This window comes from Hydrocarboniphaga sp. (assembly GCF_965279055.1).
Classification (GTDB): domain Bacteria; phylum Pseudomonadota; class Gammaproteobacteria; order Nevskiales; family Nevskiaceae; genus Hydrocarboniphaga.
Genome location: NZ_OZ257125.1, coordinates 3,378,537 through 3,400,926 on the forward strand (window position 1 = coordinate 3,378,537; position 22,390 = coordinate 3,400,926).

Below are 22,390 nucleotides of genomic sequence, written 5' to 3' on the forward strand. Positions count from 1 at the left end.
GAGCCACGATGACACTCGCCCTGTGGTGCGTCCTGATCGCGGCGCTGCTGCCGTTCCCGTTCACGCTGGCGGCCAAGTTCAGCAAGCGCTTCGACAACGCCCGGCCGCGCGAATACCTGGCCGCGACCACCGGCTGGCGCGGTCGCGCCAACGCGGTACAGCAGAACGCGTTCGAGACTTATCCGGCGTTCGCCGCTGCAGTGATCGTCGCGCAGATGCTGCACGTGGCGGCGCAGGGGCGGATCGATGCGTTTGCGATCGCCTACCTTGTGTTTCGCCTCGCATTCGGCGCCTGTTATCTGGCCGATCTGGCGACGCTGCGCTCGCTGATGTGGTTCGGCAGCATCGGCTGCATCGTCGGCCTGTTCGTGATCTCTGCCTGATTCCTTCACTCGTCCTCGGGAGCCGCTGATGCAGATCAAGATCGAAATCGACGTCAAGCCCGAAGAGCTGCGCCGCTTCCTCGGCCTGCCCGATGTCGCCGGCCTTCAGGACGACGTGGTGCGCTTCCTGCGCGAGAAAGTCGGCGCCGCCAGCGACAGCTTCGACCCGGCCGCGGTACTGCAGAGCAGTCTCGACCTGATCCGTCGCAACCCGACCTGGAAGCTGCTGCGCGGCGCGATGGGGCGGGATCGCGACGGCGGCGAGGAACCAGTCGAGGTGGCGGTCGTGCCGGTGAAGAAGCCGCGTGCGGCCCGCAAGAAAACCGCCGCGGTGGTGAAGAAGCCGCGGCGCGCGAAGAAATCCGACGACGCTCAGACGTCGTAGCGGTAGGAGCGGACCCTGTCCGCGACTGAGACTTCGAGGCCAGAGTCGCGGACAGGGTCCGCTCCTACAGGTGCCATCACCACCGCTGCTTTAGGATAGCCGCATGTACGACGCGATCATCATCGGCGGCGGCCACAATGGCCTGGTCTGCGCAGCTTACCTCGCGCGCGCCGGCGAGCGTGTGCTGGTGCTGGAGCGGCGGCCGCTGATCGGCGGCGCCGCGGTCACCGAGGAGCTGGCGCCGGGCTATCGCTGCTCCACCGCGAGCTACGTCGTCAGCCTGCTGCTGCCCGAAGTCGAGCGCGAGCTGAAACTGCGCGAGCACGGCTACCGGGTGCTGCCGCGCAGCCCCTCCTCATTCACGCCATTCGAGGACGGCCGCTCGTTGCTGATGGGCCCGGACGCGGCGCTGAATCACCGCGAAATCGCCAAGTTCTCGGCGCGCGACGCCGACGCCTATCCGCGCTACGAAGCCTTCCTGTCGCGCATCGCCGAGACGCTGGAGCCAGCGCTGATGGACACGCCGCCGGAGCTGCTGCCGCTGCCGCCGAGCTGGCGCAAGCGCGGCCTGATGGAGAAGCTGAGGAATCTGAAGCAGGGCCGCTCGCTGTACGGCGCGATGAAGTCGCTGGGCGCCGATCTGCCCGAGGCGATCGAGCTGCTGACCGGCCCGGCGACGCCGATCCTCGATCGCTGGTTCGAGTCCGACGAACTCAAGGGCACGCTGGCCACCGACGCGATCATCGGCACCTTCGCGCCGCCGTCGGCGCCCGGCACCGGCTACGTGCTGCTGCATCACGTGATGGGCATGGCCGGCGGCGCCCGCGGCGTCTGGGGCTATGTCGAAGGCGGTATGGGCGCGCTGAGCACGGCGATGGCGCGGGCCGCGCAGGCGCTCGGCGTCGACATCGTCGTCAACGCGCAGGTCGAGCAGATCCTGGTCGACAACGGCCGCGCCGTCGGCGTCGAGCTGGCCGGCGGCGAGCGCATCACCGCGCGCCGCGTGATCTCCAATGCAACCGCCGCGGTGACGTTCGGCAAGCTGCTCGCCCCGGGCACCTTGTCGAAGGCGTTCGACGCGGCCGTCAAACGCATCGATTACGCCTCGGCCAGCGTCAAGATCAATCTCGCCGTGTCGGAGCTGCCGGACTTCATCGCCGCGCCGAATCAGGACGGCGAACCCGGCCCGCAGCATCACGGCACGATCCATATCGGCGCGACGCCGGAGTACATCGAGCGCGCCTACGAGGATGCACGCCGCGGCTATCCGAGCGAGCGGCCGGTGATCGAAATGACGATCCCGAGCAGCGTCGACAAGACCCTGGCGCCGAGCGGACATCACATCGTCGGACTGTTCGTGCAGTACGCGCCGTACTCGCTCGCCGGCACCACATGGAACGAGCAGCGCGAAGTCTTCGCCGACCGGGTCGTCGACGAAATAACGCGCTTCGCGCCGAACTTCCGCAACTCGATCCTGCATCGCCAGACGCTGGCGCCACCGGACCTGGAAGCGCGATTCGGTCTGACCGGCGGCAACATCTTTCAGGGCGCGATGCCGCTGCACCAGCTGTTCGCGTTCCGCCCGGTGCCGGGCTGGGGCGACTACCGCACGCCGGTCAAGGGGCTTTATCTTTGTGGCGCCGCGGCGCATCCGGGCGGCGGCGTGATGGGAGCCTGCGGGCGCAATGCAGCGACAGCAATTTTGCAGGAATAGTCCACTGAAGCACTAGGGAACCTCTGAATAACTCACCGAAAGTCGAAGCGGTGACTGCGGCGCTGCCTTCATGATTGTTTTCTGCGAAGCCGACTGATTCATTTATCGGCCTGAGCTGATCAAAAGACGCTTACCGGTGACAATTCATCCCACATTGAGTATCAGCGGGCGCAATTCCCCCGTCATCGACAGCAATTTCTTTCGCACCATCCACAGATTCGACAGCGCAAACAGGGTCATCACCTGCGCCGTGTTTTTCGCCAGGCCCTTGAAGCGCACCTTGTTGTAGCCGAACTGCCGCTTGATTACGCGAAACGGATGCTCGACGAAGGCGCGAACGCGAGCCTTGGCATATTCCGCCTGCTGAGCCGCGCGCTTTTGACTGCCTTCCGGCATCGCACGAATCCGGCTTGAGCGAGCCGCGATCTGCCACTGCAGATGTTTCTTCACCACCCGTTTCTCCGCGCCCGTGTAGCCGGCGTCTGCATAGACCACTTGCTCCCTGCCGTGCAGCAACTCGTCCACCACCGCGATGTCGGCTTCATTGGCAGCGGTTACCACCACGGTGTGCACCAAGCCAGAATCCACGTCCGCGCCGATGTGCGCCTTCATGCCGAAAAAGTACTGATTGCCTTTCTTGGTCTGGTGCATCTCGGGATCGCGCTCACCGTCGGCGTTCTTGGTCGAACTCGGCGCCGAAATGATCGTGGCATCCACCATGCTGCCGCGCTTGAGCAGCAAGCCTTTGCGCCCCAGGTAGGCATTGATCCGGGTGAAGAGCTCCAGCGCTAGTCCATAGGTTTCCAGCAGGCGCCGGAAATTCAGGATCGTGGTCTCGTCTGGAATCGGCCGTGTCAGCGACAGCCCCGCGAACTGACGCATCGAGGCGACTTCATACAGCGCCTCTTCCATCGCCGGATCCGACAATCCGAACCAGTTCTGCATCAGGTGGATTCGCAGCATCGTCGCCAGCGGATACGGCGGCCGTCCATTGCCGCCCACCGGATACACCGGCTCGATCAGCGACAGCAGCGACTTCCACGGAACCACCTGGTCCATCTCGGCCAGGAAAATCTCCCGACGTGTCCGTTTTCGCTTGCCCGCGTACTCCGCGTCCCCGAAACTCAACTGCATTGCTTCCGCTCCGATTCTTTTCTAGCCACAGATCGCAGCAACCATCACGCCACTCGCAATGGGTTTTTCAGACCTTCCCTAGGATAGTCGGGCATGCGGTGATGGCTCGGAATCTTATTCGGAGCGCGTGCGGTCAGTATTTCTACGAGCGGCGGCTCGACTACCAGCCTTCACGGAAGGGACGTAAACATGTCTGGCACAACAAAGCAACACTCTAAAGCAGTCCGGTGTGTACTACATGGGAGGAACTCATGCTCAAAAAGTTGAAATATGTGTTGGCCATTACCGCCTCGATACTGGCGTGGCCGACTTACGCTCAATCGTGGATCAACGTCGCCGATTACGGCGCAAACGGTAACGATACCGTAGACGATCTAAGCGCGATTAACAGCGCGGTAGCAGCGCTTCCGGCAAGAGGCGGCGTTGTCTACTTTCCACCCGGAAATTACCGACTTGCTGGCAAACTCAACCTTCCCGACAAGCGGGTGTCTCTACAAGGCGATGGTATCGGTATCTCCACGTTGGAATGGACGGCGGTTGGCGGTATCAGGTATGCCCCGACCGTGTTGTCGTCGCCTAGTGGCGCCGATGATGGCCGTGAACTTTCCATATCCAAGCTGACGCTTCGGACGCAACTCGCTAACGGCGGATCGGCAATTGTAGCGACCTGGCCTGAAGCGAATGGGCAGTACGCGATCACGGCGTACATTAAGGAGGTCGAAATCCGGGGGACTTCATTTACGCAGTACTGGGGCAGCGGAATTGTCCTCACTGGCGCAAGACAAAGCGTTATTGAAGACGTGACGATGGTAGGCGCGCCCTCAATCAGCTATTCAGTGATGGATAAAGGGTTGCAGATCATCAGCAACAACAATTCGACTGAACATAAAATTCGCAACCTAAACGTCTACGCCGCCAATAGAGGCGTGATTGTGCAGGGCGGTGTCGCTGGCACCGGATCGGGGCCGGAGGGAATCTACATCGACAGTAGTACCTTCGTGAATGTTGGCACCGGCGTGTATGTCAACACGGCAGATTCCGAGCCCGTCACTTTTGTTCGCGGGAGCCATATCAATGCGCACCTTTTTGGCATCGACTCCGAAGCATTGAACTCGGTCTACGCGAACAACGAAATTCAGACGACGGATTCTGGCGGTGTCGGTATTAGGGTAACCGGCAACCCGATTAACGTTCTGATCAATTCGAACGTATTTCACGGGACACAAACTGGATCGGGTTCGAACGGTGTCGTACTACAAGCGAATGTTTCACACAGTTCCGTTGTAAACAATCACTTCCTGTCCGGCATTACCTGCGTTTGGCTCCAAACGGGAACGCAAGCTAATTTTGTTGCTCAGAATGTCTTCAACGGCTGTACGACCAATGCTCTAAATCAAGGCAGCAACACCGTCTTCGGCTGGGGTGCCGGAACGCCCTAGCTATCCAGATCAAGGCTTTCGCGCAAAGAGAGCGGTTGTACAGGCAAGTTCGAAGTTCTTTTCGCGCGAAAGCTCTTTTACGAAAGGCTTATCCAAAGAAGAGACCGGATTTATCAGAAAATCGGAAACCTTCATCTTCAGGAACTTTTCCTTTGTCTCACCGCTGAGGCCTTCCGCCCAACTCGAAAGCATTGTGCTCAAGCCCCAGATCGGGAGGCCGCTTGCAATCATTTCTTGCTTTTCGATTTTTAACGTCTTCTCGAATAGGTTTCGAAGTCCGAGTGCTGTCATGTTGTAGTAGTGGTGCGGATAAGCATGCAGATGTTGCAGAAATGGAACGACGCAGTAGAGTTTTGCTCCCGGTTTCATGACGCGCGCTATTTCAGAGGCGCACGTAAAAGGATCGCGTACATGTTCAAGGACGTTGAGCGATAGCGCGCCATCAAAAGAATTATCCTTAAACGGCAGACGTTCTCCCACCCCAAGAACGTCTGTGGTCTCGTAGGCGACGATTTCGAAATTCACGACGTTATCGAAATAGCGCCCCCTGCGACCTGCGCCGCAATCCAAGACAAGCCCATCCTTCGCGCCTTCGATTAGCCGAAGAGCGAATGGATCATAATCGTGTTCGGATACGGCGTCCGTTTCAACGATGTTGAATTCGTCTCGGAGTGTCTGGCTCAAGAAATCGAAATTCCGATCGGTTCTTCGATGTGGCATATCGAAATTGAGAATGGGCTCGATTCTAGCGAGCTTTATGGCCTTTGCAGCGGCAATATCTGGGCGAAGCCGCGTGTTTTGTTCTTCGTCGACGCGGGGCTCACAAGATTCGGATGCGCCCAAATCCACGCCGCTTTGTCCGACGGACGTTTGCGGAACTGATGGCTCGAACGCCGCGCGTAGCCGGTTAAGGGCGCGCGAGACTGCGGTTGTCAAGGTTTCCATTCAGCCATCATACGATGGCAGGTCTAAAATCGCATATAGTATTGTTTTAGCTTGCTTTATTGTTGCTTATTGGCAATGGTCGATTAAAGGAGATCGACACATGCAAAACCAAATCATTGGTTACGCCCGCACCGCTGGCACAATGGGAGGCGGGAATATCACCGCTCAAGTCGAACAACTGCTCAAGGCCGGATGCTCGCAGATTTTGGCTGCACCAGCTGTTCGCGTTCCGCCCGGTGCCGGGCTGGGGCGACTACCGCACGCCGGTCAAGGGGCTTTATCTTTGTGGCGCCGCGGCGCATCCGGGCGGCGGCGTGATGGGAGCCTGCGGGCGCAATGCAGCGACAGCAATTTTGCAGGACTGAGCGGGCTTGGGGATGGAACCGGCTGTGAGAGACATGCAAGCTTTTTTTGCGGCGATCGATCGTTATTCCGACGCCGACACCGAAACGCGCGAGACCATGGAAGCGGAAATCTGGCAGCGCTACGGCGTGATGCGCGCGGTGCTGGCGCTGGACATGAGCAAGTTCTCGGTATCCGTGCGCCGCGACGGTGTGCTGTCCTACCTGTGCCGCATCCGGCGCATGCACGCGGTCACCGCACCGGTGGTGGTCGAGCACGGCGGCGAAGTGGTCAAGTTCGAGGCCGATAACCTGCTCGCCGCTTTTGCCGATGCCAAAGAGGCGATGAAAGCCGCTGTGAAAATGCGCCACCTGATGATGAACGATACGCGCGCGCAGCCGGTCAGCATCGGCCTGAGCTACGGCCGCATTCTGCTGATTGCGAACACCGACGCGCACGGCGACGCGGTCAACACCGCGTTCAAGCTCGGTGAAGACGTCGCCGATACCGGAGAGATCCTGGCCAGCCGCGCGTTCGCCGATGCGCTCGGCGCCTCGCATCACTACGCGCTGGAGCCGCAGCAGATCAGCATCGCCGGCCTGCAGCTCGACGCCTTCCGCGTGCACGCCTGAGCCGTCGCAGCGCGCGATGAAAACACCGCCCGACTCGAAGCCGCCGCTGGTCGACACCGAGCCGAGCTGGGAACGGCGGCCGTCGGAAAACGAGGCTTTCGCCGCGCCGGCTCACGATCCGCGCGACATCATCACGCCGCATGCCTTCCGCATCGCGCCGCAGCTGCTTGGCCTGCCGCTGGCCGCGCCGAAGCAGCGCGCGCTCGCGATCGGCGTCGACCTGGCGCTGGTGTTCTTCCTCGCCAAGACCGGCGGCGTCGTGCTGGCGGCGCTGGTCGCGGTCTTCGCCTACAGCTGGCTGAAGAACCGCTATCGGCCGAGCAGCCGCATCGGCCGCGGCCTGAGTACGCCGGCGCGGCTGATCCTGGCGATCCTGATCTTCTCGCTGGCGGTCAGCGTGCTGCAGCCGGTATGGGAGCGCTACATGCCCGACCTCGACGACGACGATGACGACGCCGCGCCGACCAAGGCGCTGAGCATCAGCGGCGTCGACGGCCTGGCTTTGGGCGCCGCCGTGATCGCGCTGAAAGCCTGCGACGACGCCGAATGCCGCCGCGAGGCCGCGCAGGGCATGGGCGCGGCGATCAGCGAAACCGAGGGCGACACCGCGGTGAAGCGCGACAAGCTCGACGAGCTGATCGACGAAATCGTAGGCGACGAAGCCGAACGCACGAGCCTGAAAGCGGCCGCCGCCGACAGCCTGAATCAGGCCGAAGCCGAGCCCGGCTCGCCGCAGAAAGCCGCCGCTGCCGACGCGGCGATCGAAAAACCCGAACCCTCCGCCGAGGAAAAAGCGGCGAAAGACAATCCGAAACCCGAGTACAGCATCCTCAAGCAGCTCTACGGCCTGATCGACGACCTGGGCCTGTCGGCCGGCTGGGCCGCCGCGTATTTCACGTTCTTCACCACCTTGTGGGCCGGGCAGACGCCGGGCAAGCGGATGATGAAAATCCGCGTCGTGCATCTGAGCGGCAAGCCGCTGTCCTACTGGATGAGCTTCGGCCGCTACGGCGGCTATGCCGCCGGCCTGACCACCGGCCTGCTCGGCTTCCTGCAGATTTACTGGGATCCGAACCGCCAGGCGGTGCAGGACCAGCTGTCGTTCACCGCGGTGATTCGCGACGTGGATCTGTCGCAGTTGAAGATCGGGAAGAAGGCATAGCGCGGGTCACGCCCGAGGTTTTTATCTCGATGCCCTGGCCCCACTCCGTTCGTCCCGAGTAGGCCACGCAGTGGTCGTATCGAGGGAGCCGACCGCTTGCGAGCCCGGCACGGTCCCTCGATACGCGGGCAAGCCCGCTACTCGGGACGAACGGGGTTGTTGTGACGCTCTGGTAATCAGCGCGCATAGGCCCGCAGAAACACCGCCACCGCCTCGTCGATATGCGCGCGCCGCTTCGCCGGCGCGACCTTGTCGACGACGCCGATCAGCAGTTGCATGTGCAGCTCGGCCTTGACCAGGAAGAAGAAGTGCGCGGCGGCGGCGCGGCTGTCGGTGACCTGCAGTTCGCCGGCGGCGCGGGCGGCATCGAGCAGCTGGGCGAAGCGCTGCATGATCGCCTCGGGGCCGGCATCCCAGAACAGCAGCGACAGCTTGCGATGCCGGCGCGGATTCGAGGCCATCAGCCGGTACAGGCTCATCGCCTGCTCGCTGGTGATCAGGTCGAAGAAGTCCTCGGCGATGCGCGTCAGCCGCTGTTTCAGGCTGCCGCCGAGCAGCTCCCAGCCGTCCGGCGCGGACCGGGCGCAGGCCTGCGCCACCGATTCGCGGAACAGCGCGTCCTTGTCGGTGAAGTAGCGGTACAGCGTGACCTTGGAGACGCCGGCAAGACGCGCGATCGCGTCCATGCTGGTGCCTTGCAGGCCGTCGATCGCGAACAGCTGCTTGGCGGCCTCGATCACCGCCAGGCGCTTGTCGGCGTCCGGCGGCCGGCCGAGGCGCACGGTCTTGTCAGCAGGCTTGTCGCGGGTGGGGTGACGACTCATTGCATTAATGTACTATGTAGTTCAGAAAATAAGCATCATCCGCAGCGGCACGGGCGCTGCGACAGGGAGACAGACAATGCAGCACCGCAACAAGACCAAGGCTGGCGCTTCGATCGCGATTCCCCTGGTGCTGCTGGCGCTTGCGGGCTGCCACAAGGAGGCGCCGCCGGCGGCCAGCGCACGGCCGGTCGCGGTGATCGCGCCGGCGCCGGCTCAGGGCGCGATGGTCGGCGAGGCCTACCCGGGCTCGGTGCGCGCGCGCATCGAGTCGCCGCTGTCGTTCCGCGTCGCCGGCAAGATCACCGAGCGCCGCGTCGACATCGGCGCACGCGTGAAAAAAGGCGAAGTGCTGGCGGTGCTCGACCCGGTCGACGCACGTTTGAATGTCGAGGCCTCGAAAGCCGCGGTCGCGTCTGCCGAAGCCGACGCCAAGCTCGCCGAAAGCGAATACAAGCGCTACGTCGACCTGTCCGAGCGCGGCTTCGTCAGCAAGTCGCTGCTCGACCAGCGCGCCAACGAACTCGACCTGGCGAAAGCGCGGCTCGACCAGCAGCGCTCGCAGTTCGCGGTGGTACGCAACCAGGCCGCGTACACCAGCCTGATCGCAGACTCGGACGGCATCGTCACCGACATCCAGGCCGACGCCGGCCAGGTGGTCAGCGCCGGCCAGGCGGTGCTCGGTTTTGCGCGCGACGGCGAGCGCGAAGTGCGCATCAGCGTGCCGGAAGGCGCGGCCGTGGAAACGCTGCGCAAGGCGACGGCGCTGCGCATTTCGCTGTGGGCGATTCCGGGCAAGTTCTACGAAGGCCGGCTGCGCGAAATCGCCAGCGCCGCGAGCGCGCAGACGCGCACCCACGAAGCGCGCGTGAGCTTCGTCGCCGCCGACGACGAGGTGAAACTCGGCATGACCGCGAATGTGTCGGTCGGCAGCACGCCGGGCGCGGCCTCGTGGCGCTTGCCGCTGAGCGCGATCGGCGACGCCCAGGGCAAGCCGGTGATCTGGCGCGTTCAAGGAGATAAGGAAAACACCACCGCGCAGCCGCTGCCGGTCACCGTCGTGCAGCTGCTCAACGACTCGGCGATCGTCAGCGGCGACATCAAGCCGGCCGATCAGGTGATCTCCGCCGGTGTGCAGCTGCTGATTCCCGGCATGCCGGTCAAGGCGATCGATCGCACCGCGCCTGTCGCGCTCTAGCCGCAGCACCGGAGCACGACGATGGGTGGATTCAATCTGAGCGAATGGGCGCTGGGCAATCGCAGCCTGGTGATCTTTTTCATGGTGCTGGCCGCGGTCATCGGCACGCAGGCCTACTTTGACCTGGGCCAGTCCGAAGATCCGCCATTCACGTTTCGCGTGATGGTGATCCAGACGCAGTGGCCGGGTGCGACCGCCGACGAGGTCGATCGCCTGGTCACCGACAAGATCGAAGAAAAGCTGCTGGAACTGGAGACGCTGGACTACGTGCGCTCCTACTCGCGCCCGGGCGAGTCGGTGATCACGATCATCATCCGCGACGATCTGCCGCCGTCGGCGATGCAGGAATCGTTCTACCAGGTGCGCAAGAAGATCGGCGATATCCGCTACAAACTGCCGGCGAACATCATCGGCCCGAACTTCAACGACGAGTTCGGCGACACCTACGGCAACATCTATGCGCTGACCGGCAAGGACTTCAGCTATGAAGAGCTGAAGGATTATGCGGACCGCATTCGCGAGCGCCTGCTGCGCGTCAAGCAGGTCGCCAAGGTCGATTTTCTCGGCTTGCAGGACGAGCGTCTGTTCATCGACCTGGCCAACGCCAAGCGTGGCGAGCTCGGCATCCCGCTGAACGATATCGTCGCCTCGCTACAGGCGCAGAACGCGGTCGCCGCGACCGGCAGCTTCGACACCCGGCAGGAGCGCATCTACGTGCGCGTCAGCGGCCGGCTGATGACGCTGGAAGACGCGCGCAATCTGCCGATTTCGTCCGGCAACGCCACGCTGCGCCTGGGCGATGTCGCCAACGTCTACCACGGCTACCAGGACCCGCCGGCCACGCGCATGCGTGTCGACGGCGAGCGCGCGATCGGCGTATCGGTGTCGATGGAAAAAGGCGGCCACATCATCCGGCTCGGCAAGGCGCTCGACGCCGAGATCGCCGACATCAGCGCGGGCTTGCCGCTGGGCATGAGCCTGACGCGGGTCGCCGACCAGCCGCGTGCGGTCACGCGCGGCATCGAGGAGTTCGTGCGCTCGCTGATCGAGGCGGTGGCGATCGTGCTCGCGGTCAGCTTCATCAGCCTGGGCCTGCGCACCGGCCTGGTGGTCGCGCTGACGATCCCGCTGGTGCTGGGCATGACCTTCATCGCGATGCGCTATTTCCATATCGACCTGCACAAGATTTCGCTGGGCTCGCTGGTGCTGGCGCTCGGCCTGCTGGTCGATGACGCGATCATCGCGGTCGAGATGATGGCGGTGAAGCTCGAGCAGGGCATGTCGCGGGTCAAGGCCGCCGCGTTCGCCTACACCAGCACCGCGTTCCCGATGCTCGCCGGCACGCTGATCACCGCGGCCGGTTTTCTGCCGATCGCGACGGCCGCGTCGAGCACCGGCGAATACACGCGCTCGATCTTCCAGGTGGTGACGATCGCGCTGCTGCTGTCGTGGATCGCGGCCGTGGTGTTCGTGCCGCTGCTCGGCTACTACCTGCTGCCCGAACATCCGATGCGCCGCGGCGCCGCGGTCGATACCGACCCGACCCATCATCACGACGTCTACGACACGCGGCTGTACCGCGGTTTCCGTCGTTTCTGCCAGTCCTGCGTCGACCATCGCTGGGTCACCATCGGCGCGACCCTGGGCATCTTCGTCGGCGCGATCGTGCTCTTCGGCACCGTGCCGCAGCAGTTCTTCCCGTCGTCGACGCGGCTCGAACTGCTGGTCGATCTGAAGCTGCCGGAAGGCGCATCGCTGGATGCCACCGACGAGGCCACCCGGCGCCTCGAGACGCAGCTGAAGAAGATGGACGGCATCGAGAACTTCGTCGCCTACGTCGGCTCCGGCACGCCGCGCTTTTATCTGGCGCTGGACCAGCAGCTGCCGGCGGCGAGCTTCGCCCAGTTCGTCATCAACACCAAGAGCATCAAGGACCGCGAGAAGCTGCGCGGCCAGCTGCTGGACCTTCTGCCCAGCCTGTTCCCCGATCTGCGCTGGCGCGTCAACCGGCTCGAGAACGGCCCGCCGGTGGGCTATGTGCTGCAGTTCCGCGTGTCCGGCCCGGACCGCAGCGTCGCCAGCGGCATCGCCCAGCAGGTTGCCGAAATCATGCGCGCCAATCCGCAGGCCGCCGGCATTCATCTCGACACCTGGGAACGCTCCAAGGTGATCCGCGTCAGCATCGACCAGGACCGCGCGCGTGAACTCGGCGTGAGCTCGTCGGACCTGGCCCAGGTGATCAGCGGCTCGATCAACGGCACCAACCTCAGCGAGTTCCGCCAAGAAAACAAGCTGATTCCGATCACCTTGCGCGGCCCGGTCGCCGAGCGCGAACACCTCAATCTGCTCGGCTCGCTGGCGATCCCGACGCCGAGCGGCGTCACCGTGCCGCTGGCGCAGCTGGCGCATATCGACAGCGGTTTCGAGGACGGCATCTTGTGGCGCCGCGACCGCGTGCCCACCGTCACCGTGCGCGCCGACATCTACAGCAGCACGCAGCCGCCCGAAGTGGTCAGCCAGCTGATGCCGCAGATCAACGCGCTGAAGCTGCCGCGCGGCTATCGCATCGAGGTGGGCGGCACGGTCGAGGACAGCGGCAAGGGCAGTGCCTCGATCAACGCCGGCATGCCGCTGTTCCTGCTCAGCGTGCTGGCGGTGCTGATGATCCAGCTGAAAAGCTTCTCGCGCACCGCGCTGGTGTTCCTGACCGCGCCGCTGGGCATCATCGGCGTCGCCGTGGCGCTGCTGCTGTTCGGCAAACCCTTCGGCTTCGTCGCGATGCTCGGCACAATCGCGCTCGCCGGCATGATCATGCGCAACTCGGTCATTCTCGTGGATCAGATCGAGCAGGACATCAAGGCCGGCCACACGCCGGCACACGCGATCGTCGACGCCACCGTGCGCCGGTTCCGTCCGATCGCGCTGACCGCCGCGGCCGCGGTGCTGGCGATGATCCCGCTGTCGCGCTCCGAGTTCTTCGGACCGATGGCGGTGGCGATCATGGGCGGCCTGATCGCCGCGACCTTGCTGACCCTGCTGTTCGTGCCGGCGCTCTACGCCGCCTGGTTCCGCGTGCCGCGCAGCGGCGAGCGTTGAGATAGGCCCGTCTGCCTGCGTCGTTCCCGCCTTGCGCGGGAACGACGCGCTCGATCGGGCTTGCCGGGGCCTTGCTCGGCTGCCATCCGCATCGGTCGCATGGTATATCTACAGCTGACGCGTAGGTCGCCCTGGTCGAGACCGGGCAGCTGCCGGGCGCAAACGCTATACGACCCGAACCAGGGCGCGAGGGAATGCATGGCAGACCACTTGACCGCAGCAGAAGCGCGCAGTCTGGATGAACTGATTCCGACCCTGTACCGGCTTGCCGTGGAATGCGAGTGGCAGGATTTTCGCGTCATTGCGTTGAAAGAAGTCGTGCAGTGGAGCGGTGCCGTCGGCGCGGCCTGGTTGACGCGCTCCGAAGGCAATAGCGGCGAATTCTCGCTCTACCCGCCGGAGCTCGGCGTCGAGCGCGCGCAGGCAATCTCGCTGAACCTGGCGCCGGGCGACGGCATGACGTCGATGTCGCCGGTGCCCCCCGCCCTGCTCGCGCGCGGCCTGCCCGGCGCCAAGACCCTGATCGCCGAAAGCCAGCTGCATCGTGGCGGCGCGCTGAACAGCGTGCTGATGCTGTACTTCAACGCGGCCGCGCCGTCGGCGCCGCTGTGCGGCCGCGCATTGCGCCACCTGGCCGAAGCCGGCGCGCTGGCGCTGCATCAATACATCCAGCGCGACGAGTGGCTGCTGTCGCTGGGCCGCACCAATCGCGGCAGCGCCGCGGTGGTCGACTCGCGCGGCACCATCTACGCCGCCAGCGGCCGCTTCCGCGACCTGGTGGCCAAGGAAAGCGCGGCCGACAGGGACTTCGTCAAGCTGCCGTTCGCGATCCCGGTGCCGGCACTGGAAGGCGACGAGGCCTTCTTCCAGGGCCCGCTGCATTTCCGCATTTCGCCGCTGGGCAATCTGTTCCAGCTGCATGCGCGCCGGCCGCTGCCGCTGGACGGCCTGTCGCCGCGCGAGCAGCAGATCGCGCGCGCACTCGGCAACGGCAAGACCTTCAAGAGCGTCGCGCGCCAGTACGACATCGCGGTATCGACCGTCGCCAATCACGCCTCGCGCATCTATCGCAAGCTCGGCATCTACCGCCGCGAAGATCTGGTCGACCTGGTGCGGCGTCCGCCGGCCGCGGAACCCGCGACGCGACCGGCGGAGCGCGCATGAGCACCGCCGCCAATACAGCCCTGCCCGCGGCGCAGTCGCTGGGCCACGGCATCACCTGCATCGACACCGAGCAGATGCGCGCGGGCCTGGCCTGCTGTTATCTGCTGCAGCAGGGTGACGAGGCCGCGCTGATCGAATGCGGCACCTCACCCGGCGTGCCCGGCCTGCTGGCACGGCTGGATCAGATGGGCGTCAAACGCGAGCAAGTGCGCTACGTGATCCCGACGCACGTGCATCTCGACCATGCCGGCGGCGCCGGCCTGCTGATGCGCGAGCTGCCGAATGCGCAGCTGGTGGTGCATCCGCGCGGCGCGCGCCACCTGATCGACCCGAGCAAGCTGATCGCCGGCGCCACCGCGGTTTACGGTGCGGCGGCGGTCAAGCAAATGTACGGCGAGATCCTGCCGATCGCGGAGTCGCGCGTGATCGTCGCCGACGACGGCCACAAACTCGATCTCGGTGGCCGCGAGCTGCTGTTCGTCGATTCGCCCGGCCACGCGCGCCATCATTTCTCGGTGTGGGACCCGGCCAGCCGCGGCTTCTTCACCGGCGACACCTTTGGTCTTTCTTATCGCGTGTTCGACGGCCCGCGAGGCCCGTGGCTGATGCCGACGACGACGCCGGTGCAGTTCGAGCCCGAGGCCTGGGAACAGACGCTGGATCGCTATCTGTCGCACGAGCCGCGGCAGATGTACCTGACGCATTACGGCGCGGTGCAGGACGTGCCGAAGCTGGCCGGCGAACTGCGCGCCGGCCTGGCCGACTACCAGCGCATCGCGCTGGACGCCGCCGCGCTCGGCGCGCAGCGCCACGCCGCGATCAAGCAGGCGCTGTACGACTGGAGCCTGCAGCAGCTGCGTCTGCGTGAAGTCGACATCGCCGAGCCGCTGGCGCGCGACTGGCTGGAGTTCGATCTGGAGCTCAACGCCCAGGGCCTGGTCGTCTGGCTGGACAAGCAGTCCGTGTCGCACTAGTTCGCAGGACGCGCTTGCCGATCCACCGTACCGCGTTCCTCCCGAGTAGCGCCGCAGGCGCGTATCGAGGGACACAGCGGGCCTCGTCGGTCCCTCGATACGCCGCATCGCGGCTACTCGGGAGGAGCGGGGTCTGGCTCTGCATCGCCGCGCTGCTCAGCGCCTGCTCCACCACCGACTACTACCTGCAGCTCGCGCGCGGCCAGTACCAGCTGATGTCCAGCCGCGAGCCGATTACGGAAGTCGTGCAGGACAGCTCGCGTGACGCGCGGCTGCGCGAGCGCCTGGCCAAGGTGCAGGACGCGCGGCGCTACGCAGTCGGCGCGCTGCACCTGCCGGACAACAAGAGCTATACGCTGTACGCCGACGTGCACCGCGACTACGTGGTCTGGAACGTGTTCGCGACGCCGGAGTTTTCGCTGCAGCCGGTCGAGTCCTGTTTCCCGATTGCCGGCTGCCTGGCGTATCGCGGCTTCTACGATGAGAAAGCCGCCGAAGCCCATGCCGCCGGGCTGCGCGAAAAAGGCTATGAGACCGACGTCGGCGGTGTCGCTGCCTACTCGACACTGGGCTGGTTCGACGACCCGGTGATCAACACGATGATGCGCTGGTCGGACGCGCATCTGATCGGCACCCTGTTCCACGAGCTCGGCCACCAGAAGCTCTATGTCAAGAACGACACCGCGTTCAACGAGTCCTTCGCCAACTTCGTCGAGCAGCAGGGCCTGAGCCAGTACGCGCCCGGCCACGGGCTCGACTCGGCCCAGGAAGTGGCCTACGAAAAGCGCAGCCGCGAATTCGTCGAGCTGATCCTCGACGGCAGAATGCGCCTGGAAAAAGCTTATGCGTCGACGAAAGATCCGGCGCAGCTGCGTACGCTGAAACAGGCCGAGTTCGACGGCCTGGTCGAGCGCTATCACCAGCTGCGCGACACGCAATGGGCCGGCTACAAGGGCTACGACAACTTCTTCGCCGAGCCGCTGAACAACGCGCGGCTGCTGCCATTCGGTCTCTACGACCAATGGGTGCCGGCGTTCGCCGCGCTGTTCAAGCAGAACCACGATGACTGGGACGCGTTCTACGCGGCGGCAAAAACCCTGGGCGAGCTGGAACCGCAGGCGCGGCTCGCGCGTCTGAAGCAACTCGCCGCCACGGAAACGCCATCTTGAGCCCGCAACTTCGGCGCCTCGCAAAAGCCGCATCGGCGATCAGCCTGCTGCCGCTGCTGTGCGCCTTCGGCGGCGGCGACAAGACCTCGACCGAGCGCCGCGACGCCAATCGCTTCATCCTGGAAAAACTCAATCGCCAGGCCGGCGAAGGCTGGCAACGCAGCGGCCAGTTCTTCCTGTGGTCCTACACGTTTTCGCGCGACGGCTGCGAGCTGACGATCAGCCGCACCGCGGTGCAGGGCGGCGAGCTGGTACGCCAGACCGTGCCGATCGCCGACGTCGTGCCGGTGTGGCAAGGCGGGCCTTCGGTCGCGCTGTACTGCCAGGCGACCACCGACTGCATCCAGCTCGACACCAAGGGCGGCAGCCACGACGACAGTGTCAAGATCGGCGACACCTCGGTGCTGGCGCCGCAACCCGACGACCTGCCGAAAATCGCCGACGCTTTCGGCGAGCTGCACCGACTCTGCGACGACGCCTACGGCCGCTAGAGGAACCTCTGAATGATCGTCCATCTGGTCGACGGCACTTACGAGCTGTTCCGCCATTTCTATGGCCTGCGCCGTTTCACCAAGGGCGAAGACCGGCCTTATGGCGCGGTCGTCGGCGTGCTCAACACCGTGCTGCAGATGATCGAAGGCGGCGCCACGCATATCGGCGTCGCCACCGATCGCGTGATCGAATCCTTCCGCAACGATCTGTGGCCCGGCTACAAGACCGGCGACGGCATCGAGCCGGCGCTGTGGGCGCAGTTCGAGCCGCTGGAGCAGGCGCTGAATGCGCTCGGCGTGAGGGTCTGGCCGATGGTCACTCTCGAAGCCGATGACGCGCTGGCTTCTGCCGCGCATCGCTGCGCGGCAGAAGCGAACGTCGAGCGCGTCTGCATATGGACCCCGGACAAGGACCTGGCGCAATGCGTGGTCGGCGAGCGCGTCGTGCAGATGGATCGCAAGAGCGGCGCGACGCGCGACGCCGCCGCCGTCGAAGCCAAATTCGGCGTGCCGCCGGCGCTGATCGCGGACTATCTGGCGCTGGTCGGCGACAGCGCCGACGGCTATCCGGGCATCAAGGGCTTCGGCGCGAAAACCGCCGCGCGCCTGCTGCGGCAGCACGGCGCCATCGAGCAATTCCCGCCCTCGGTGCTCGGCGATTCACTGGAACAGGCGCTGCTGTTCAAACAGCTCGCGACGCTGGTCAAGGACGCCCCCGTGCTCGACGACGTCGATCAGCTGCGCTGGCGCGGCCCGCAGCCGAGCTTCGCCGCGGTCGCCGAGAAAATCGATCCGCGCTTGCAGGCGCGCGTGGAGCGTCTGGCCGACAAGACTGCGTCCCGCAGCTGATTACCCGCCAGCCCAGGCATCGGCTATCCGGAACCACCTGCAGTGGGCCCAGAAGCAGAGGCCCTACCAGTCTGGGCTGCTGGCGCGGCCCTATCGAACTCGGCGTGGCATTGAGTGGAGTTCGACACTGGAATGATCTCATTTTTGGCCAAGCCCTTTCCGGAACGTGCTGCACCTCTCGCCGCGGTAGGTGCAGGTACAGTGTGCAGGGTCGGTGCATGGCTTTCCCCGGGGTATACAGGATTTTGCTCTGGCCCCGATGACGGCGATTAAACTCTCTATCATTAAAAGACATGGCAACTACACAGATCCTTCCGCGCGCTGAAATCAGGACCCCTTCGCTTTTCGGCGACTGCGAGGTCATGAAAGCGGTGGAGGCGCTCTCCAGCGCGGGAGCCGAGCAACGCGGCGCCATCTTCACAAAGCGCGAGGTGGTCGACTTTCTGCTTGACCTCGCCGGCTACACCATCGATCGGCCGCTGATCCAATTGCGATTGCTGGAGCCTTCCTTCGGTGCCGGCGATTTCCTGTTGCCAGCATTGGACCGACTACTAACCGCCTGGAAACGGGCCGGCTCGCCTTCGCCGTACTCGACTTTGAGCCCGGCTATTCGGGCCGTAGAACTGCATTGGGACACCTTCGAAAAGACGCGCGGCCTGGTCATTGTTGCTCTGCGCGGTGCCGGAATTTCGCAGAAGGATTCGGAGTCTCTCGCTCAGGATTGGTTGGTCTATGGAGACTTTCTACTGGCCCCACTGGAAGCACCGTTTGACGTCGTCATCGGCAATCCGCCCTATGTCCGACAGGAGCTAATTGCTGACGCGCTGCTGGCGGAATATCGGTCTCGCTACCACACCATCTATGATCGAGCCGACCTCTACGTACCTTTTATTGAAAGAGCGCTGGACAGCCTGTCACCGGGTGGTCGGCTAGGCTTTATCTGTGCCGATCGCTGGATGAAGAATCGATATGGAGGCCCACTACGTCAGCTTGTCGCGAACGATTTCAGCCTGAAGATTTATGTCGACATGGTAGACACGCAAGCCTTCCATACAGACGTGATTGCCTATCCCGCGATCTTCGTAATTGCCCGGGAGGCTGGTGACTCAACGCGCACCGCGCACCGGCCGCTGATAGATGCTGCCGCTTTGCATGCCCTGGCTAGCCAGCTGCTTTCTTCGGAGGCTCTAGATGAGGGATCAAGTGTAAAAGAGCTCAAGAAAGTTGCGGTAGGAAGTGAGCCGTGGATACTCGAATCGTCTGATCAGCTAGCGCTGATTCGGCGCCTGGAACGCGATTTTCCTCTACTGGAAGATGCCGGATGCAAGGTTGGAATTGGGGTCGCTACTGGAGCGGATAAGGCATTCATCGGACCATACGAAGACCTCGAAGTCGAGGCGGATCGAAAGTTGCCGCTGGCCATGACGCGGGACATTGTCGATGGTTCGGTGCGTTGGCGAGGACTCGGCGTGGTGAATCCGTTCGCGCCAGATGGAGGGCTGGTTGATCTGGCCGAATACCCTCTACTGAGGGGCTATCTGGAAGCCCGTCGCAGCGATATTGCAGGGCGTCACGTCGCTCAGAAGGCACCCAACAACTGGTACCGCACCATCGACCGGATCTATCCTGCGCTCGCTCAAAAGCCAAAGTTGCTGATTCCGGATATCAAGGGAGAGGCTCACGTCGTGTACGAGAACGAGGGCCTGTATCCGCATCACAACCTGTATTTCATCACGTCCGATACGTGGGACCTTAAGGCGCTTCAGGCGGTGCTTATGTCAGGCATCGCGCGTCTTTTCGTCGGCGTCTACTCGACCAAAATGCGGGGCGGCTACCTGCGCTTTCAAGCCCAGTACCTCCGGCGCATACGCCTACCGGACTGGTCGAAGGTACCGGCGAAGATGCGTACTCGTCTGCGGTTGGCAGCAGAAAAGATGGACCTTGTAGCCTGCAATCAAGCAGTCTTTGAACTGTATGGTTTGGACGAAAATGAGCGTGCTGCCTTGGGGGGCAACGGGACCTGATGGCTATCGATCTGTGCAATTACGAAACCAAGGCCCGAGAGGCGACGATGGCGTTCTGGGGCAACCGCGAAAAGGCTCGCCAGAAGCAACTGGAGTCTGGGAAAGCCGATCAAGGCGAGCGATCTGGGGTAACGGCCGGCAAGAATTTGGACGGCTTCCTTGCCCTGTTCATTGATCTGGTCAGAGCCAACGGACTCGCGCACGCACAGATCCATCAGCAGAGAGCTTTACTGACGCTTCCGGGGTATTTCCGGCCCACCAAACTATGGGATGTGCTAGTCATAAACGAGGGCCGGCTGATCGCCGCAATCGAGTTGAAGAGCCAAGTTGGACCGTCCTTCGGGAACAACTTCAACAACCGCACCGAGGAGGCAATCGGCACTGCGCACGATCTGTGGACAGGCTATCGAGAGGGAGCGTTCGGTCAGCAAACCAAGCCGTTCGTGGGTTGGATGATGATGGTCGAGGATGCCCCTGAATCCCGTCGGCCTGTTACGGATCGCTGCCCTCACTTCCCGGTATTCAAAGAGTTCATCAAGGCCTCGTATCTCCAGCGATACGACATCCTTTGCCAGCGCCTGATCCGCGAGCAGTTGTATACAGCTGCAGCAGTTTTAGCCTCTCCCCGCGCCGCGGTTTCGACCGGTGACTACAGCGAAATGTCTAAGCTAACCGGCCTCAAGACCTTTGTTGCCGCACTGGCAGGTCACGTCGCGACGGAAGCCGCCAAGTGAAGCTCCCTCAGCTAGTGCGTCTAGGCCGGGTCGCGGCTTCGTATTTTCTGCCAGGGCCGCATTAGCTCGCAACGAACGCGGTTAGCATGGCGCAGCCTCAGTGCCGCAACCCCTTCACCCGCACCTTGAAGTCCATCGACGGCCCCGGCGTCGGCGCCGTCTTGGTTTTCAGCACGTAGTTCGGCGTTTCGAACTCCAGGTCCAGCTTGTAGAACAGCCGCGCCATCGACAGCGCGATCTGCACTTCCGCCAAGCTCTTGCCCAGGCAGGTGTGCGGCCCGCGGCCGTAGGGCGAGTACACGCCGGGCACCAGGTGCTCGGCGCGCGGGCGCTGGTAGCGGTCGATGTCGAACTTTTCGGGCTCGGGGTAATACTCGTGCATGAAGTGCGGCACGCTGGTGCCGACATACATCAGCTCGCCTTCCTTGATCTGGTGGCCCTGGAACACGAAGTCCTTGGTCGCCGTGCGCATCTGCGCGACGGCGATCGGATACAGCCGCATCGTCTCCATGATCGCGCCGTTGAGCGACGGAATCGCCTTCATCATCGTCTCCTCGTCCAGCGTGCCGCCGGCGAACAGCGCGTCGACTTCGGCGTAGACGCGCTGCTTGACTTCCGGGTGCTTGAGCACGGTGTAGACGATCGCGGCCGTCGTGTTCGCCACGGTGTCGAGACCGGCGACGTAGGGGCCGGTCAGCGTGATGATCAGGTCCTGCGCCGGCATGATCTCCGGGTGTTCCATGTGCGCGGCCATCACGTCGTCGATCAGGTTGCGCTCCTCCGGCGGCACCGTGGTGTAGCGCGCCTTGGCTTCCTCGATCATCTTCGCGCCCAGCTCGTACACGCGCGCTTTCGCGTTCTTGTAGGTCGGGCGCTTGAGCAGGAATTTCGGCCGCTGACGCGTGACCAGCACGTTGAGGATGTGCAGGATCGTGGTGCGGATGTCCTTGACGTATTCCAGCGGCGCGGCGCCGGTGAGGATCTTGCCGAGCTGGTCGACGACCATGTACTGCATCGCCTCGACCACCGGCACCAGCTGGCCGGTCTTCCAGTCGCGGGCCAGCGCGCCGTCGGTGATCTCGACCAGCTCGTCGTAGCGGCCCTTGATCGATTCCTTGGAATAGCCGCTGCGCATGATGTCGCGCAGCTGCTTGTGGCTCTCACCGTCTTCGCCGGTCAGGGTGCGCGTCGCGCCGTATTCGGCGACCAGGCCCTGCCAGAATTCCTTGGAGCGCAGCGCGTCGCGGCCCTCGCGCGTGCCCATGAAGTTGGCCGCCTCGACGCCGGCGATGACCTTGTAGTCGTTGCCGAGCAGGTTCACCTGGAACACCGGCCCGTACTTGCGATAGCAGTCGACGAAGAACTGCGCCGGTCCCTTGGCCATGGCCAGCGCATTGCCGAGCAGCGGCAGGCCGGGCACGCGCGGCGTCGGCACGATCGCCACCGGTGCAGCGGGCGGCGTGGAATGGGGTGCGGCGGACGGGGCGGACTGGGTGGCGGTATTCATCGGCGGGTTTCTCCAGGTTCGCGCACGAAAGCGGGCTCGAATCGCTGGCATGGTGCAGCCGCCGCCGCGGCGCTCCATGATCCCATCGGACTAGTTTCCGGGGAGCCTCCCCCGAAATCCGCCCGGCCCGGGTGGGAGGAGTTTGTATCCATATGGAACTTTTTTCAGATGACGCCCTGGTCGGTTTGCTTTTTGCTTGGCAAATGCGTGCCGTACGGTAATGCAGC

The 22,390-nt window shown here is 63.8% G+C and carries 20 protein-coding genes; 16 read left to right on the top strand and 4 right to left on the bottom strand.

Annotated elements, in window-relative coordinates; translation table 11 throughout:
- The first annotated feature begins 8 nt into the window (after positions 1–8).
- The 3 genes from ACQZF9_RS15245 (at position 9) to ACQZF9_RS15255 (ending at position 2,482) form a co-directional block, all read left to right on the top strand.
- Positions 9–383, top strand: coding sequence for an MAPEG family protein (locus tag ACQZF9_RS15245; RefSeq protein ID WP_428309816.1), 375 nt, complete (start codon positions 9–11; stop codon positions 381–383).
- A gap of 28 nt (positions 384–411) precedes the next feature.
- A complete protein-coding gene (locus ACQZF9_RS15250; protein ID WP_428309817.1) occupies positions 412–768 on the top strand; it encodes a hypothetical protein in 357 nt (118 codons plus the stop codon).
- A 103-nt stretch (positions 769–871) separates the two neighbouring features.
- A complete protein-coding gene (locus ACQZF9_RS15255; protein WP_428309818.1) occupies positions 872–2,482 on the top strand; it encodes a phytoene desaturase family protein in 1,611 nt (536 codons plus the stop codon).
- A 144-nt stretch (positions 2,483–2,626) separates the two neighbouring features.
- Here ACQZF9_RS15255 and ACQZF9_RS15260 read toward each other — a convergent pair whose 3' ends face one another.
- Positions 2,627–3,616 carry an IS5 family transposase gene (locus ACQZF9_RS15260; RefSeq protein ID WP_428309819.1) on the bottom strand — a complete coding sequence of 330 codons (990 nt, stop codon included), beginning with the start codon at positions 3,614–3,616 and terminating at the stop codon, positions 2,627–2,629.
- A 251-nt stretch (positions 3,617–3,867) separates the two neighbouring features.
- On the opposite strand from ACQZF9_RS15260, the gene ACQZF9_RS15265 reads away from it, so the two are divergent.
- Positions 3,868–5,055: a glycosyl hydrolase family 28-related protein gene (locus tag ACQZF9_RS15265; protein ID WP_428309820.1), complete on the top strand. Its 1,188-nt coding sequence runs from the start codon at positions 3,868–3,870 to the stop codon at positions 5,053–5,055.
- Between the two features lie 9 nt (positions 5,056–5,064).
- On the opposite strand, the gene ACQZF9_RS15270 is transcribed toward ACQZF9_RS15265, so the two are convergent.
- Positions 5,065–6,000 carry a methyltransferase domain-containing protein gene (locus ACQZF9_RS15270; RefSeq protein WP_428309821.1) on the bottom strand — a complete coding sequence of 312 codons (936 nt, stop codon included), beginning with the start codon at positions 5,998–6,000 and terminating at the stop codon, positions 5,065–5,067.
- 62 nt (positions 6,001–6,062) lie between these two features.
- Between ACQZF9_RS15270 and ACQZF9_RS15275 the strand changes: the two genes are divergently transcribed.
- Genes ACQZF9_RS15275 through ACQZF9_RS15285 form a run of 3 tightly spaced genes read left to right on the top strand, consistent with a single transcriptional unit; the run spans position 6,063 to position 8,136 of the window.
- The gene (locus tag ACQZF9_RS15275) at positions 6,063–6,365 is read left to right on the top strand and encodes a hypothetical protein (protein WP_428313504.1); all 303 of its coding nucleotides are present in this window, start codon (positions 6,063–6,065) and stop codon (positions 6,363–6,365) included.
- A gap of 33 nt (positions 6,366–6,398) precedes the next feature.
- On the top strand, positions 6,399–6,974 hold the full coding sequence (locus tag ACQZF9_RS15280; RefSeq protein ID WP_428309822.1) for a hypothetical protein: 576 nt from the start codon (positions 6,399–6,401) through the stop codon (positions 6,972–6,974).
- Positions 6,975–6,990: 16 nt separating this feature from the next.
- Entirely contained in the window at positions 6,991–8,136 is a 1,146-nt protein-coding gene (locus tag ACQZF9_RS15285; RefSeq protein ID WP_428309823.1) for an RDD family protein, read from the top strand.
- A gap of 176 nt (positions 8,137–8,312) precedes the next feature.
- Here the strand turns inward: ACQZF9_RS15285 and ACQZF9_RS15290 are convergent, their stop codons facing one another.
- The gene (locus ACQZF9_RS15290; protein WP_428309824.1) at positions 8,313–8,960 is read right to left on the bottom strand and encodes a TetR/AcrR family transcriptional regulator; all 648 of its coding nucleotides are present in this window, start codon (positions 8,958–8,960) and stop codon (positions 8,313–8,315) included.
- Between the two features lie 76 nt (positions 8,961–9,036).
- Here ACQZF9_RS15290 and ACQZF9_RS15295 point away from each other — a divergent pair, with 76 nt between their 5' ends.
- The 9 genes from ACQZF9_RS15295 (at position 9,037) to ACQZF9_RS15335 (ending at position 20,656) form a co-directional block, all read left to right on the top strand.
- Complete coding sequence (locus ACQZF9_RS15295) at positions 9,037–10,155, top strand: efflux RND transporter periplasmic adaptor subunit (RefSeq protein ID WP_428309825.1); 1,119 nt, start codon at positions 9,037–9,039, stop codon at positions 10,153–10,155.
- 21 nt (positions 10,156–10,176) lie between these two features.
- Positions 10,177–13,251, top strand: a complete 3,075-nt coding sequence (locus ACQZF9_RS15300) for an efflux RND transporter permease subunit (RefSeq protein WP_428309826.1) — start codon at positions 10,177–10,179, stop codon at positions 13,249–13,251.
- 198 nt (positions 13,252–13,449) lie between these two features.
- The gene (locus ACQZF9_RS15305) at positions 13,450–14,415 is read left to right on the top strand and encodes a response regulator transcription factor (RefSeq protein ID WP_428309827.1); all 966 of its coding nucleotides are present in this window, start codon (positions 13,450–13,452) and stop codon (positions 14,413–14,415) included.
- Entirely contained in the window at positions 14,412–15,389 is a 978-nt protein-coding gene (locus ACQZF9_RS15310; protein ID WP_428309828.1) for an MBL fold metallo-hydrolase, read from the top strand. Before ACQZF9_RS15305 ends, ACQZF9_RS15310 begins: the two co-directional genes overlap by 4 nt.
- 14 nt (positions 15,390–15,403) lie before the next feature.
- Positions 15,404–16,558: an aminopeptidase gene (locus tag ACQZF9_RS15315; protein WP_428309829.1), complete on the top strand. Its 1,155-nt coding sequence runs from the start codon at positions 15,404–15,406 to the stop codon at positions 16,556–16,558.
- Entirely contained in the window at positions 16,555–17,049 is a 495-nt protein-coding gene (locus ACQZF9_RS15320; RefSeq protein ID WP_428309830.1) for a hypothetical protein, read from the top strand. The genes ACQZF9_RS15315 and ACQZF9_RS15320 overlap by 4 nt, the downstream gene beginning before the upstream one ends.
- A gap of 12 nt (positions 17,050–17,061) precedes the next feature.
- Entirely contained in the window at positions 17,062–17,898 is an 837-nt protein-coding gene (locus ACQZF9_RS15325) for a 5'-3' exonuclease (RefSeq protein WP_428309831.1), read from the top strand.
- Between the two features lie 362 nt (positions 17,899–18,260).
- On the top strand, positions 18,261–19,922 hold the full coding sequence (locus tag ACQZF9_RS15330) for an Eco57I restriction-modification methylase domain-containing protein (protein WP_428313441.1): 1,662 nt from the start codon (positions 18,261–18,263) through the stop codon (positions 19,920–19,922).
- Positions 19,922–20,656 carry a PaeR7I family type II restriction endonuclease gene (locus ACQZF9_RS15335; RefSeq protein WP_428309832.1) on the top strand — a complete coding sequence of 245 codons (735 nt, stop codon included), beginning with the start codon at positions 19,922–19,924 and terminating at the stop codon, positions 20,654–20,656. Before ACQZF9_RS15330 ends, ACQZF9_RS15335 begins: the two co-directional genes overlap by 1 nt.
- A 97-nt stretch (positions 20,657–20,753) precedes the next feature.
- Here ACQZF9_RS15335 and ACQZF9_RS15340 read toward each other — a convergent pair whose 3' ends face one another.
- The gene (locus ACQZF9_RS15340) at positions 20,754–22,163 is read right to left on the bottom strand and encodes a cytochrome P450 (RefSeq protein WP_428309833.1); all 1,410 of its coding nucleotides are present in this window, start codon (positions 22,161–22,163) and stop codon (positions 20,754–20,756) included.
- Positions 22,164–22,390: the final 227 nt, after the last annotated feature.

Coding starts and splice junctions, on each gene's coding strand:
- ACQZF9_RS15245 (WP_428309816.1), top strand. CDS start 9: ATGACACTCGCCCTGTGGTGCGTCCTGATCGCGGCGCTGCTGCCGTTC.
- ACQZF9_RS15250 (WP_428309817.1), top strand. CDS start 412: ATGCAGATCAAGATCGAAATCGACGTCAAGCCCGAAGAGCTGCGCCGC.
- ACQZF9_RS15255 (WP_428309818.1), top strand. CDS start 872: ATGTACGACGCGATCATCATCGGCGGCGGCCACAATGGCCTGGTCTGC.
- ACQZF9_RS15260 (WP_428309819.1), bottom strand. CDS start 3,616: ATGCAGTTGAGTTTCGGGGACGCGGAGTACGCGGGCAAGCGAAAACGG.
- ACQZF9_RS15265 (WP_428309820.1), top strand. CDS start 3,868: ATGCTCAAAAAGTTGAAATATGTGTTGGCCATTACCGCCTCGATACTG.
- ACQZF9_RS15270 (WP_428309821.1), bottom strand. CDS start 6,000: ATGGAAACCTTGACAACCGCAGTCTCGCGCGCCCTTAACCGGCTACGC.
- ACQZF9_RS15280 (WP_428309822.1), top strand. CDS start 6,399: ATGCAAGCTTTTTTTGCGGCGATCGATCGTTATTCCGACGCCGACACC.
- ACQZF9_RS15285 (WP_428309823.1), top strand. CDS start 6,991: ATGAAAACACCGCCCGACTCGAAGCCGCCGCTGGTCGACACCGAGCCG.
- ACQZF9_RS15290 (WP_428309824.1), bottom strand. CDS start 8,960: ATGAGTCGTCACCCCACCCGCGACAAGCCTGCTGACAAGACCGTGCGC.
- ACQZF9_RS15295 (WP_428309825.1), top strand. CDS start 9,037: ATGCAGCACCGCAACAAGACCAAGGCTGGCGCTTCGATCGCGATTCCC.
- ACQZF9_RS15300 (WP_428309826.1), top strand. CDS start 10,177: ATGGGTGGATTCAATCTGAGCGAATGGGCGCTGGGCAATCGCAGCCTG.
- ACQZF9_RS15305 (WP_428309827.1), top strand. CDS start 13,450: ATGGCAGACCACTTGACCGCAGCAGAAGCGCGCAGTCTGGATGAACTG.
- ACQZF9_RS15310 (WP_428309828.1), top strand. CDS start 14,412: ATGAGCACCGCCGCCAATACAGCCCTGCCCGCGGCGCAGTCGCTGGGC.
- ACQZF9_RS15325 (WP_428309831.1), top strand. CDS start 17,062: ATGATCGTCCATCTGGTCGACGGCACTTACGAGCTGTTCCGCCATTTC.
- ACQZF9_RS15330 (WP_428313441.1), top strand. CDS start 18,261: ATGAAAGCGGTGGAGGCGCTCTCCAGCGCGGGAGCCGAGCAACGCGGC.
- ACQZF9_RS15335 (WP_428309832.1), top strand. CDS start 19,922: ATGGCTATCGATCTGTGCAATTACGAAACCAAGGCCCGAGAGGCGACG.
- ACQZF9_RS15340 (WP_428309833.1), bottom strand. CDS start 22,163: ATGAATACCGCCACCCAGTCCGCCCCGTCCGCCGCACCCCATTCCACG.